Source organism: Arenibacter catalasegens (genome assembly GCF_002909235.1).
GTDB classification, from domain to species: Bacteria; Bacteroidota; Bacteroidia; order Flavobacteriales; family Flavobacteriaceae; genus Arenibacter; species Arenibacter catalasegens.
On sequence record NZ_PHQQ01000003.1, the window covers coordinates 65,982 to 78,268 of the forward strand.

Here is a 12,287-nt window from a genome sequence, read left to right on the forward strand (position 1 = left end):
GAATAGGGTTCTAACTCCAATGCAATTTCGTACTCTGCTGTTCCAAATTTTTCGCAATACTGTTTATTTATAAACATCTGATTGTTAACTACTTTTTAATAATCAACATGATGTTCTGGTAATTAACGTCTATGTTAATTACCGATAAAATTGGGTATAGCAATTTAAACCCATATCCATCCGTAACAAACAATAATTTGATGACCCGCAAATTAAAGGATAAATTGGCAAATTTGGATTTTCGACACAGTTCTGTAGAAGAAATCGAGAAAATATTCTCTAAAGAAATACTAGGTCATACTCGACCAACTATTAATATTTCACCTGACGGACTTTTTAGAGCTCGAATAATAACCAATACAAAAGAGGACGATTTACAGACAACAAAATCAATATGGTATCCAAATTTTAGGGAAATTGACCAAAAATATCATCAGTTAAATAGATGTAGTGATATCGGACAGAATTTCTTCTACTCTTCTAATTATTTAGAAGCTGTTATAAAAGAATTAAATCCTAAAAATGGGGATTTAATAATTATTGGAATATTCCACAAAAAATTTCCTGAGACTAAAATACGTTCTCAATATGCAGGTATTGAAGCACTAAAAACAAACCCTAAAGAAAATTCGGAATTAAAAGGCTACAAGTATATAAGCGAAAGCGACAAAATAATTGAGGAATATGTCTCATCAAAATTTCAAGATAAAGTTGCTGAAGGCGAAGAATATAAATACAAACCGAGTATCGCTTTTAGTAATATTCTCTTGAAAAATGAATGTATTGACTGTTTAATATATCCAAGTGTAGCTTCCGATTTAAAATCTGTGAATTATGGAATTAAAGCGAATTTCGTGGACAAGTTTCTTTATTGCCAAAGCACATACATTTACACCATAAAAAAGAGTGGAAACGAATTTGAACTTATCCCAAATAAATACGGAAAAAGAATAGTATTCGACAAAAAAGATGCAAAAAATTCAATAATTGAATGGAAGGAAAATAAAGCAAGTGAAAAGCAACAGACGATAAAATACTGTTTGTAATCGAGTGGATGGCTCCGCCATTAAATGATGGAGTGTACCCCTCCCACCAAGGTACGTGCGGGTCTCGCCCTCCCGAATGGTACGGGAAGGCCCGCCTATCTAATTCGGGTAAATATACGGCGGTTCGCAAAAAGATGGGTTGAGTTCTAAGTAAACATCGGTTAATGATTGATAGCCTCGCGTTTTTAAGCGTTTTAAAGTAATGGTCGTGCCTAAAATAAGCTTCTGTGCTGTTGCCCAACCACATTTACGAGTTCTGCTCCATGCATAGGCATGGTCTTGGTTCTTGGTTCCATAAGCGTAGCGGTCTAGTTTATGTGCAACGCGATACAATCGCGCGGGAACGAGGGTTTTACACCCGGATTTCTAGTTTAATCCTTCCCCAATGCGTTAAACAACAAACATCTTCGTTTTCAAAATAAATCCTTACCTTGAATTTCAAATTAAAAACTTAGCATGATGAAGAATCCAAATACCCCTTCTGCCGGCCGACGACAATTTATCCGAAACACAACAGCCGCAGTAGGGGGTTTTGTGATACTTCCCAGGTATGTTCTTGGAGGCAAAGGATATACCGCACCCAGTGACAAAGTAAATATCGGCATTGTCGGAGCGGGGGGTCAGGGACAGAGTAATGTTCGTAATTTACTTCAACTGGACGACGTACAGATTACCTCGGTCACAGATCCGGGTCGTTATTGGGATTTGAATCGATTCTATTACAAGTCCATTGCCGGACGGGAACCGGTCAGTGAAATGATTGAGGATCATTATCAGAAAAAAGGAGAGAACAAAGTGGTTCGTCGATATAAACGATTTAGTGAAATGATGGATAAGAAAAAAGATATCGATGCCATTCTTTGCGCTACCCCTGACCATACCCACGCCTTTATCACCATCGCTGCCCTTAAGGCAGGACTGCATGTTTTTTGCGAGAAACCCATGGCTCACAATATATGGGAAACCAGGATGGTACGTAAAGTAGTACAAGAAACGGGACTCGCCACTCAGATGGGTAACGTGGGACATAGTCGGGACGGCATGCGTTCATTGGTCGAATATCTGCAGGATGGTGCTATCGGAACTGTACGCGAAATCCATGCGTGGGTTCCTGCAGGTCGCTGGACCCTGGGTATTACAGGTCTTCCTCAAAATACCAATCCACTTCCTTATGATTTTGATTGGGAGGAATGGTTGGGACCGTCACCATTTCGGCCCTATAACAATCTTTTTTCGCCAGTCACTTGGCGGGATTTTTGGATATATGGTTGCGGTGCATTGGGAGACTTTGGATGTCATGATATGGATGCACCTTTTTGGGCCTTCGATCTATCGAGCCCGTCCGAGGTTCAGATTTACCCTGCCGGACAAAGTAATAGTGAAATTGCTCCTTATGGAGAGGCCGGCACTTATCATTTTCCTGAAAGGAAGGGCCAGGCTGCACTCAAATTACACTGGTATTCCGGAGGCTTAAAACCGGATTGGAATCCCCATTTGCCACCAGATTACAAATTCGGAGGGAGGAGCGCCATGTACGTGGGCGATAAAGGGGTTATTATCACCGATGGCGGTGATCGTTTTCCTCAGATATTCCCCGAATCCTTGAGACGATCTTATCAACCACCCGTGGAACGGATTCTGCGATCGAAAGGTCATCATCGCGACTGGGTAGATGCCATCAAAAACGGAGGGCAATCCAGTGCCAATCTTGATTATGGAAGTCGGCTTACCGAATTAACCCTGCTGGGGGTAATGTCTCTTCGCCTGAATGGTGCTCGGATACAGTGGGATGCCAAAAACATGAAAGTCAATGGACTACCGGAAACAGAATCAATCGTTAAGGAGCCATCCAATGAAGAATGGGATATTTCCAAGATTATGTAAATAGGGACAGGTCACTATTATTAAATTTATAACTGCGGGAATGGAATAAAGCTATAGACAGCTTATATATTTCCAACAACAAAAATGCTCCCCGCTAGTGCGAGCGTCACGCTCGTACTAAATCAATACACCCCAACCAGTTCTGTTTATTCTTAAGATGGGACAGCTTACCGAATAAAGAATATGGCTTTAAAATAATTTTTGGATAAGTACGTATTCAGACAAACCCAAACAAAGAAATCTGCCTTTTTTCAGTCCCAAATTCCCAACCTATTCATTTTCAATTGTTAATAACTCTGTTTTTTACCTAAAAACATCAATTTGACCAATATAACATTTGGTCCCATTTGATGTTTTATGATATCAAATAAAATTTGATGAAAATACCTTTACTATCAATTGGCATCATATAACACATCGCTCTATTATCCAGATAGTTGTGGATAACTATTTGTGTTTCTCATCACTTTCAGCCTAGCTATTTTCTACTTTTATTTTAACAAACCTATAGAAGGTAAACAAAAGCGCTTTTGTTCATTTCTTAATCTTAAAAGAGAAACAAATGGACACTATTTTAATCTTTGATCGCTTAGATCGTTTGGAGAAACTGTTAACCGCCCATAAAGAGGTGTTGACTTTTGAGGAAACCTGTGACTACACCGGAATATCGAGAAGCTATCTTTACAAATTGACTTCCTCCGGGACTATCCCCCACTCCAAGCCCAATGGGAAAATGATTTTCTTTGAAAAAAGAAAGCTGAACAATTGGCTCCTACAGAACAGTAGAAAATCCAAGGCCGATATCGAAAAAGAGGCCCTAAGACATACGCTCAAAAATAGACGGCCATGATAGTCGGTGACCACGGAGGTCAACTTTACAAGGTAAAGGATGCCAAAAAAAAGACTATCTACGATTATACCATTGAATACTTGGAAGGGAAGTATGATATCATGTACAATGAGATATCCCATGATTTCCAGATATCGTTCAAACAAAGAGCTGAATGGTCCTATTTGAATCTCAATTCCCTGATCATTGAACTTGCCAAATCAGGTATTGATATCAGTACAGGAAAACTGGAAATCCTAATTCGGTCAGAACTCATTCCCAAATACAATCCAATAAAGGCATACTTCCAATCCCTCCCCAAATGGAACGGGGAAGACCATATCCAAAAACTGACCTCCTACGTTCCCACCTATGATGATGAGGCTTTTCTTTACCATTTTAAAAAATGGTTGGTACGTGCCATAAAATGTGCACTGGAACCCGGCTACTTCAACAAACAAGCCTTGATTATCAGCCATAAGGGACAAAGCTCGGGAAAATCTACCTGGTGTCGGTTTATCTGTCCTCCAGAACTTGCCGAATATATGGCAGAGGACATTAGCAATGATAAGGATGCCAGGATCCAATTATGCCGGAACTTCCTATACAACCTGGACGAATTGGCCGTGCTGACCAAAAAGGACGTGAATGCACTAAAAGCTTTTTTTTCCAAGACCTTCATCAACGAACGTCTGCCGTATGACCGAAAGAACACTACACTACCCAGAATCTGTTCGTTTTTGGGATCCACCAATATGTCGTCATTTCTAAACGATGAGACTGGGTCCGTACGCTGGTTGTGCTTTGAGCTAAAGGATAAAATAGATTTCTCCTACTCCAAGGAAATGGAAATCAAGCACGTCTGGATCCAAGCTTATCACCTCGCCTATCATGACCCTAACTTCAATCCAGAACTTACGCTGACGGATATTATGGAGAACGAGGAGCGCAATAAAAAATATACCAAATTAACTACCGAGGAAGAACTTGTTTCCAAATACTTTGAAAAATCGAATGATATGAACGACTTCGTGACCGCCTCGGATGTATTGGTAAAGCTAAGTAGCCTTAACCTCCGATTGAGCCAAGTTAACCTAGGACGTGCGCTCTCCGGATTTAACTTCCAACGGGTGAAACATCCCAAACGGCAGGTGTATGGGTATCTGGCCAAATCGGTATTTGCCAAGAGCCCTTGGGAAATAGAATCGTAGAAAAGTGCCATTGCACCTACCTACTTACCTAACGAACCAGAACCGCTCTAACTGCGGGAGCTACCATAGGTAAGATACATTAACCACTAGTTACCTAGGTATTACCTATCCTACCTATTAGGATTAGATAGGTAAGATCAAAAAACAACCCACCTAAGTGATCAACCCTTATAAACAGGGACTTAGGTAAGAAGGTAGGAGAAAATGCCAAAAAAGAATTAACTGATGAAAAAAGAAAGAACTATTAAGCTGACGTGCGAAAGAGCCCGAGCTTTTCCCATCGAAAAAGCGTTGGCAAAACTCGGGCACTTTCCAACAAAAGAATCTAATAAAGAAGCTTGGTTCCTGAGTCCGTTCCGCTCAGAAACGCAAGCCTCTTTCAAGGTGTCCAAGAAACTGAACCGATGGTACGACCACGGTATTGGGAAAGGGGGAAATGTAATCGATCTGATTTGTCTAATCAACAAAACATCGGTAAAGGAAACATTGGATTGGCTACAAAACGGTAAGATTTCTTTTTCTTTTCAGCCGCCACTTTTTAAAGAGGACAATCAAGATAAGATCGAGATAAAGTATTTCAAGGAACTGGCCCATTTTGCTCTAGAGGAATATGTAATGAAAAGAGGGATTTCAATATTGACTGCCAGAAAACTGTGCAAGGAAGTCCACTATAGGTTTAAGGACAAGATGTATTTCGCCCTAGGATTAGCGAACAATTCTGGAGGTTGGGAATTACGGAACAAATATTATAAGAATTCCAGCTCCCCAAAAGATGTCACTCACCTCCAGAACGCAAACAGTAGGCTGATGGTTACCGAAGGAATGTTCGATATGTTGAGCCTAATGGAACGGGACAATGAACTAAGGGAGAGGAACGATCTTCTGATATTGAACTCCCTGGGTTTTATAGAAAAAACGCTTGAAATGTTTGACCCCTATGAATCAATTGCGCTTTATCTAGACAATGACCGTGCAGGAAGAAATGCCGTTAAAATAATGATGCAACAACAGTCAAAATGTACAGACAGATCAACATTATATGAGAATTTTAAAGACGTAAATGGATGGTGGACCGCTCAAAAGAAATGATCTGATGATAATGATATTTTATACCGAAAAATAAATAACCTATTAATAAATACAATTTTAACACATAAAAGAAATAATCTGATAGTGATGTAATTCAAGATGTGTCTTTGTTGCCACAAAGACGATCTTGCTTTGCTCCCGAAGGTCGCAAAGACGTGAAAAATGAAACGTACCTATGTTAAATTTCGATGTTCCCTCTTCGAGAAGAAGTTGCTCCGGATCAAGGCCAAAAAGAGCGGTCTGAGCGTGAGCGAATATTGCCGGCGTGCAGCTTTTGGAGATAAAATTATTGAACGGTTGACCGAGGAACAAATTGAACTCTATAAGATGTTGGCAAGGTACGGGACCAACTTTAAACTCATCGGGAACATGTACCGAAAACGGGATCCCAAACTGACGGCCGAGGTGACAAAGCTAGCAGAAGAAATACGGAACCACCTTTATAATTTCAAAAAATGATAGGCATAGGAAAATCAATATCGCATACCGGAAATTCCATGAGTTATGGCTGGAACAAGGAGAAACAAGCAGAGGTCGTATACTCCAATCACGTGGCTGGGCAAACCCCAAACCAGATTACCAAAGAGTTCAACATCATCCAATCCCAGAACTATCAATGCAAAAAGAATACGTTGAGTTTTGTCATCAGCCCTACGATTGAAGATGGAAAACAGCTAAAAGCCAAAGAGCTCAACGAGATGACTGCAAAGTTTCTCAAGGAAATGAAATTACAGGAACATCAGGCCATCGCCTTTGTACATAGGAACCAACCGCATACCCATGTTCATGTGTACGTAAACCGGATCGATTTTAACGGCACTGCCTATAACGACAGTTTTATCGGGAAGAGAAGTCAGCTAGCCGCGGAACGGGTAGCAGAGAAAATGGGGCTAACCACGGTACGGGAAGTTCAACTGGAAAGATTGGAACAGTTACTGAATATAAGACAGGAGATTAAAAATGTTCATGAAAAAGTGATGAACGAACAACGCCCCAAAGACCTGGATAACTATATCAAGCTTATGAAGGAAAAAAACGTAGTAGTCATCCCCAGCATCAATAAGTCCAATCAACTGCAAGGATTTCGGTTCCAATACAAAGGCCACAACCTAAAAGGAAGCGAGGTACACCGTTCCATGTCCGGCAGCAGATTGGTGATGGGAATAGAAAAACATGTGGAGAGGAGCTTCCTGCAAGGCCAAAGCAATACTGTAAGCCTCATGGGAAAGGCCACTCAGCTCAGTGGGAATATCGCTATAAAACTGGCTAAATCAGTCATCAAACAAGCGATTCAAAAAGGTGTAGGAATGGAAATAGGATATTAAAATTTAAACCAAAATACTATGGCAAAGCTAGATGAGATTACGGAACTGTTGACCGACGAATTAGAAGGACTAAAACAGATGTTGGTACAATTAAAAACACTGACTAAAGAACTGACCGGTTCGGAAACGGTAAAGGATATTTCCTCGATACGGTACGAACTGAAGGAACTAAATAAAACACAGGAGGATCATTTTAAAAGGCAGGATACAAGAACCATCCAAATAGAGGAACAATTGAAGAAGTCGCAAATAATCCCTGAATGGTTATTGTTCCTGGTCTGTATGGTACTTATCCTGTCCCTATCCATTTCTGGCTATTTGGGCTATCAGGTGGCACAGTTCGGGGAAGAAAAAGAGAAGGCTTTTGAAGAGGGAAGTGCATATATTTCAACCGAATTGAAGGGGTACTTTGTAGAACATCCAGAGGCCTATAAAACATTCTTGGAATGGTCCAAAAAAGAAGTAAATTCAGATCTAAAGTAGGTTGCGCCCTATGCTGTTTTTGCTTCACGCTTATCTGCCGGAACACTACAAAAACGGCACAGGAACCAAGCGCAAAGTTTTTGGGTAAGGATTTGGGACGTACATATCTAAAATACGATCTCCCATTTTACCTGGGCCAATCGCCTTGACACTTCAATAATCGTCGCTAATACATCCTCTTCCTTGGGCAACTCCCCATACACCAAAAATTTAAAGTCATTCTGATAGGTGTCTTTAAGTTGTTTCCAAGTTTCTTCAGGTTCATTGTAAATCAATGCTACTTTCGGGTGGTACTTTAACCAGTCGTTGTTATTCTTAAAACTTTGTACATCATCATGGGCTACTTTTAGGAGCATCGTATCAAAGGTATCTGAAGTAAAAAACTCTTGAACCGTTTCGTCTTTCAGTAGCTGATGAATATCATATACATGCCTGATTTTAGCATTCAGGTCAATAATTGGTTTTTCCGTATGTGAGAACCGAACCAAACTCATTATCTTTTCACAAAACGTTCTTCGAGAATCCAATACAAGTGCTTCAAAAGGCAATAGATCATATTCTTCCGCCAATGTCGTTTGGTTGGTGGCATTCATCATATCATAGATATAGGTATTCAGGACTCTCTTAGTGTGAGGTTCAAAATAGCCCAGCCAAGTTGCTTCTATGATAATGGCATCTCTTACCTGTCCATAATTTCCTTTAAAAATTTTGGGATAGTTATAGGCTATCTTTCGAATCATTCCCATTTTATTGGTAATCCCTTCCATTTCTATTTCTACGAATGGTGTAGTTATTTCCTTAGTTATTTTTTTGAGCTTAGCCTTTAATTGGTTCCCTGTCTCTTCTTCTCTTCGTATTACAACTAAATCAATATCCTCAGAAAAACGTTCGATGAATTTATAACACTTTGACAAAGCCGTGCCTCCCTTAAATATGACTTCATCTTTAATAGTGCTATCAAAGATCAGTTTTAGGGCATGGCATACCCAATAATCCTTCTCGATATAGATATCTAAAATACCCATCCGTTCTGCAGTTACTTGCACAGCTTGTCTGAAAAGTTGTTCGTTCTCGTGCAGCTTCATTTTATATTCCAATATTTAGCATTTGACAACACTTTTTTAGAAATATCAAAATCATAAACCGTTATTGGGTTTAAACTATCTTGAAGTTCTCTTATTTCAGTCTCTGCCTTGCAATTAATCCCTCTTAGCAATGCACCCAATAAAGCTCTGGTTGCGGGGGAATATTTAAAGGCCAATTTTATAAGTTTTATATGTTCGCTAGTTTTCAATTCGCGCAATAATGCCATAAATCGAATACAACTTTTTTCAACGGTGGTATCAGGTATTTTCTTAATATAACGTATGGCATCCAACAATCGTAATAGTGGAATATTTTCCTTATTGATAGTATTCTTTTGTTTGATGAACGAAATTCTAAAACGTCCTCTTTTAAAAGAAGGTCGTATCTCACGTTTGCCTATCTGTATCGTGCTGCTTACTTGTGTGGTAAGTCCTAGGGAATTATAAACGCTATACCCTGTAATATACCCTACTAGTTTGCCGTCTTCCTCCAACAAATCTTTTACAATTTGGTGTTGATCTGGCAACAAAGTACCGAATACAGTTTCTTGCGGCTTGAAGTATTTACCTTTAGATAGTTTATTAATCTTACCGGAAGTAGCCATTCTATTCAGATGTTTAATGATGGCTTCTCTCCTATCCACCTCGTTCATAAAATCCATATAGGTGAATACATAACCTTTGGGCAACTTATTAATCTTATCTTCTATGTATTCAGAGGTTTTCATTGGAAACTGTTTATACAAAGATATTCAATATGTCCAGTTTATTAGTTAAAAAACTGGACATATTTTAATAAGTGCTGATAACTTTAGTTGCATTGTATATGTAGCTTAATCAATTTTCAATAATGTCCACTCAATAACTTCCAATGAAAAGTCTAAAACCAACGGCTAATTTTCCAACTTATAACGAAACGCAAAAAATGGATGGAAGACTGTAGATCTCAAATAGGGTCAAGAGATACAAAACTCATTGAAATTCTTAAAAAGAAGGATTAACTTAGAACAAATTTGTATCTCGTTTTTTAGTTTTGTACCCCATGTGTACCTCAAAGCGCGGTAACCCCAGTAAAATAGGTATTCGTTACTTTCTGTATCGGAAAGTAACTGAGAAGGATTAATAATAAATCACATATGGGTCTATTAAATAAAATATTAGGAAACGTGAATGAGGTATCATCAGAAAAACTTAATCAAAAGTATGCTAGATTACTTATCGACGATGAACAAATCGAACTCGGATTTGCCTTGTTCAGGGATGTATTTATGTTCACCAACAAAAGGTTGATTTTAGTAGATATTCAGGGCTTGACGGGAAGCAAAATAGAGTATAAATCGTTGCCCTATAAAAACATCTCCCGCTTCTCCCTGGAAACATCAGGAACATTTGATTTGGACGCAGATCTGAAGATTTGGATTTCCAGTGAGGACACACCCAGTGTAAGTAATAAATTCAACAAAAGCATAGATGTATATGAAGTCCAAAAATATTTGGCCAAAAAGGTAATGTAACTTATTACTTTAAAAGTTTAAATAAAGTATTACTAAATTAGCCAGATAATTGTATATCCCCAATGAGGATACCCAATGGTCAACAATATACAATATGGAAAAAACAGAATTTCTTGAAAAAAATATCTTTCTAAACTTGGAAAACCTTAATGATGAATTTGACACTGATTCACTACACTATTTTTCAGAGTCCGATTTTGAGATAGTTTTAGAGCGAATAGAAAAGTTAGGAATTGGAATCCATGAAATTAAACCTCGTTTGGAAGGGGAAGCCTTAGATGCAAAACCAAATGAAGACTATAGGAAAAAAGCGACTGACCCAAAATGGTATAAAAAGGCATTTTCCGAATTCAAAAAACAACAACCTAACCTTCAGTATTCAGCCACATATAAGGTTTCAGATAAGTTACTGAATAGGCAAAATATTATCGGTAATAAAGAACTTAGCTAAAACCAAAATTCAACAAAGGATTGTAAGATTAGCCATTCTTAGCGGCCAATCACCATAAAAAACACCATTTTAAACAGGTAGTTTCGCTGTGGTTAACCTATGGTTACTCTGTGGTTTAAAAGGAGACTTTGCCGTGGTTGGCATGTGTTTAAAATGGGTATCTTCCCCGTAGTTGCCATGTATTTTAATTTAATTAATATATTGATTTACAAATAGTTAATATATTACTTCCCTACAACTACTGTGTGATTAAGGTGTGGTTAGCCTGTGGTTGACATTTCAGAATCAGACTCCAACGTGCTAGAACAAAAAAGAAACAACAGTTTCCCATTGTTCCTTTTGCAACTAAACTAACTCAACTCATATTATTGCGTGGAAAGATAGGTTTCAGAAGAAAATGTAAAAACATCCGAATCCGTGCGTGCAGTCTCAAAAATTGATTGCATTTCCTTAACTACTTCTGGGTGGGATTGGGCCAAATTGTTTTCTTCTCCTTAAGCCTTAGACAAATTATAAAGTTCCATTTGAAATTCCCAATAATGATAATCATGTTGCTTTTTATTCCGGTTAGGTAAAAGGGTTGGCAGAAAAGAAGTGCCATAAATATTGTTTGGAACCGATACCTGTACAATTTCTGATAAGGTTGGAAAACATCCCAAATCGTCTACATTAAAAAAAATGCCTCTGCCTTTTCCTGCTTAATCTCTTGTGCTTTTAGTTTCAATTCTTCCAAAAAAGAACCAAGAATGGTACAGAATATCACAATTGGCAATCTTATAGCCATAACATTTGAATTAGGCTTTAATATTAAAAATTGAATAGTTAAAATAAAGCAATTATTTTGTAACTTAAACCAGTTCATTCACTTACACTAGAATCATGGCAAACTTCAATCTAAAAATCAACGGAAAAACCCAACAAATAGAAGTAGACCCCACTACTCCGATGCTTTGGGTCTTGAGAGACCATCTGAAATTGGTCGGTACAAAATATGGTTGTGGTATTTCGCAATGCGGTGCCTGTACCATACATCTTGGTGATAATGCAGTGCGCTCCTGCCAATTACCTATTTCGGCCGTAGGTGAACAGATGATTACGACCATTGAAGGATTATCCGAAAACGGTGACCATCCCGTGCAACAAGCTTGGCTAGAGGAAGATGCGTATCAATGCGGATATTGTCAGGCAGGCCAGATCATGAACGCGAGTGCATTCCTTAAAAAGAATCCGAATCCGACCGATGAAGAAATCGAAGGGGCTATGAACGGAAATATTTGTCGCTGTGGCACTTACCTACGAATCAAGAAGGCCATTAAAACCGCTGCAAATTCCGAAACCGTTTAAAAATTGATAGGTACATCAAAAAAAGA

13 protein-coding genes are annotated in these 12,287 nt (G+C 38.7%); 11 read left to right on the top strand and 2 right to left on the bottom strand.

Going from position 1 to position 12,287, the window contains the following annotated elements:
• Positions 1-131 precede the first annotated feature (131 nt).
• From CWD90_RS04020 to CWD90_RS04060, 8 genes are all read left to right on the top strand, one after another.
• Positions 132-1,046, top strand: coding sequence for a hypothetical protein (locus CWD90_RS04020; RefSeq protein ID WP_103474644.1), 915 nt, complete (start codon positions 132-134; stop codon positions 1,044-1,046).
• A gap of 459 nt (positions 1,047-1,505) precedes the next feature.
• Positions 1,506-2,930 carry a Gfo/Idh/MocA family protein gene (locus CWD90_RS04030; RefSeq protein ID WP_103474645.1) on the top strand — a complete coding sequence of 475 codons (1,425 nt, stop codon included), beginning with the start codon at positions 1,506-1,508 and terminating at the stop codon, positions 2,928-2,930.
• Between the two features lie 562 nt (positions 2,931-3,492).
• A complete protein-coding gene (locus CWD90_RS04035) occupies positions 3,493-3,780 on the top strand; it encodes a helix-turn-helix transcriptional regulator (protein WP_103474646.1) in 288 nt (95 codons plus the stop codon).
• Entirely contained in the window at positions 3,777-4,970 is a 1,194-nt protein-coding gene (locus CWD90_RS04040) for a VapE domain-containing protein (RefSeq protein ID WP_103474647.1), read from the top strand. Before CWD90_RS04035 ends, CWD90_RS04040 begins: the two co-directional genes overlap by 4 nt.
• A gap of 225 nt (positions 4,971-5,195) precedes the next feature.
• Positions 5,196-6,059, top strand: coding sequence for a toprim domain-containing protein (locus CWD90_RS04045; protein ID WP_103474648.1), 864 nt, complete (start codon positions 5,196-5,198; stop codon positions 6,057-6,059).
• Between the two features lie 162 nt (positions 6,060-6,221).
• On the top strand, positions 6,222-6,518 hold the full coding sequence (gene mbpA / locus CWD90_RS04050; protein ID WP_103474649.1) for a mobilization protein MbpA: 297 nt from the start codon (positions 6,222-6,224) through the stop codon (positions 6,516-6,518).
• Positions 6,515-7,384, top strand: coding sequence for a relaxase/mobilization nuclease domain-containing protein (locus CWD90_RS04055; RefSeq protein WP_103474650.1), 870 nt, complete (start codon positions 6,515-6,517; stop codon positions 7,382-7,384). Before mbpA ends, CWD90_RS04055 begins: the two co-directional genes overlap by 4 nt.
• Before the next feature lie 18 nt (positions 7,385-7,402).
• Complete coding sequence (locus tag CWD90_RS04060; protein ID WP_103474651.1) at positions 7,403-7,867, top strand: DUF6730 family protein; 465 nt, start codon at positions 7,403-7,405, stop codon at positions 7,865-7,867.
• 107 nt (positions 7,868-7,974) lie between these two features.
• On the opposite strand, the gene CWD90_RS04065 is transcribed toward CWD90_RS04060, so the two are convergent.
• A complete protein-coding gene (locus CWD90_RS04065) occupies positions 7,975-8,952 on the bottom strand; it encodes a nucleotidyl transferase AbiEii/AbiGii toxin family protein (protein ID WP_103474652.1) in 978 nt (325 codons plus the stop codon).
• A complete protein-coding gene (locus tag CWD90_RS04070; protein WP_103474653.1) occupies positions 8,949-9,680 on the bottom strand; it encodes a DUF6088 family protein in 732 nt (243 codons plus the stop codon). The genes CWD90_RS04065 and CWD90_RS04070 overlap by 4 nt, the downstream gene beginning before the upstream one ends.
• 408 nt (positions 9,681-10,088) lie before the next feature.
• On the opposite strand from CWD90_RS04070, the gene CWD90_RS04075 reads away from it, so the two are divergent.
• From CWD90_RS04075 to CWD90_RS04090, 3 genes are all read left to right on the top strand, one after another.
• Positions 10,089-10,466, top strand: coding sequence for a PH domain-containing protein (locus CWD90_RS04075; RefSeq protein ID WP_103474654.1), 378 nt, complete (start codon positions 10,089-10,091; stop codon positions 10,464-10,466).
• 94 nt (positions 10,467-10,560) lie between these two features.
• Entirely contained in the window at positions 10,561-10,917 is a 357-nt protein-coding gene (locus CWD90_RS04080; protein WP_103474803.1) for a hypothetical protein, read from the top strand.
• 879 nt (positions 10,918-11,796) lie between these two features.
• Positions 11,797-12,261, top strand: a complete 465-nt coding sequence (locus tag CWD90_RS04090; protein ID WP_103474656.1) for a (2Fe-2S)-binding protein — start codon at positions 11,797-11,799, stop codon at positions 12,259-12,261.
• The last annotated feature ends 26 nt before the right edge of the window (positions 12,262-12,287 follow it).

Coding starts and splice junctions, on each gene's coding strand:
- CWD90_RS04075 (WP_103474654.1), top strand. CDS start 10,089: ATGGGTCTATTAAATAAAATATTAGGAAACGTGAATGAGGTATCATCA.
- CWD90_RS04055 (WP_103474650.1), top strand. CDS start 6,515: ATGATAGGCATAGGAAAATCAATATCGCATACCGGAAATTCCATGAGT.
- mbpA (WP_103474649.1), top strand. CDS start 6,222: ATGAAACGTACCTATGTTAAATTTCGATGTTCCCTCTTCGAGAAGAAG.
- CWD90_RS04080 (WP_103474803.1), top strand. CDS start 10,561: ATGGAAAAAACAGAATTTCTTGAAAAAAATATCTTTCTAAACTTGGAA.
- CWD90_RS04060 (WP_103474651.1), top strand. CDS start 7,403: ATGGCAAAGCTAGATGAGATTACGGAACTGTTGACCGACGAATTAGAA.
- CWD90_RS04045 (WP_103474648.1), top strand. CDS start 5,196: ATGAAAAAAGAAAGAACTATTAAGCTGACGTGCGAAAGAGCCCGAGCT.
- CWD90_RS04035 (WP_103474646.1), top strand. CDS start 3,493: ATGGACACTATTTTAATCTTTGATCGCTTAGATCGTTTGGAGAAACTG.
- CWD90_RS04040 (WP_103474647.1), top strand. CDS start 3,777: ATGATAGTCGGTGACCACGGAGGTCAACTTTACAAGGTAAAGGATGCC.
- CWD90_RS04090 (WP_103474656.1), top strand. CDS start 11,797: ATGGCAAACTTCAATCTAAAAATCAACGGAAAAACCCAACAAATAGAA.
- CWD90_RS04020 (WP_103474644.1), top strand. CDS start 132: ATGTTAATTACCGATAAAATTGGGTATAGCAATTTAAACCCATATCCA.
- CWD90_RS04030 (WP_103474645.1), top strand. CDS start 1,506: ATGAAGAATCCAAATACCCCTTCTGCCGGCCGACGACAATTTATCCGA.
- CWD90_RS04070 (WP_103474653.1), bottom strand. CDS start 9,680: ATGAAAACCTCTGAATACATAGAAGATAAGATTAATAAGTTGCCCAAA.
- CWD90_RS04065 (WP_103474652.1), bottom strand. CDS start 8,952: ATGAAGCTGCACGAGAACGAACAACTTTTCAGACAAGCTGTGCAAGTA.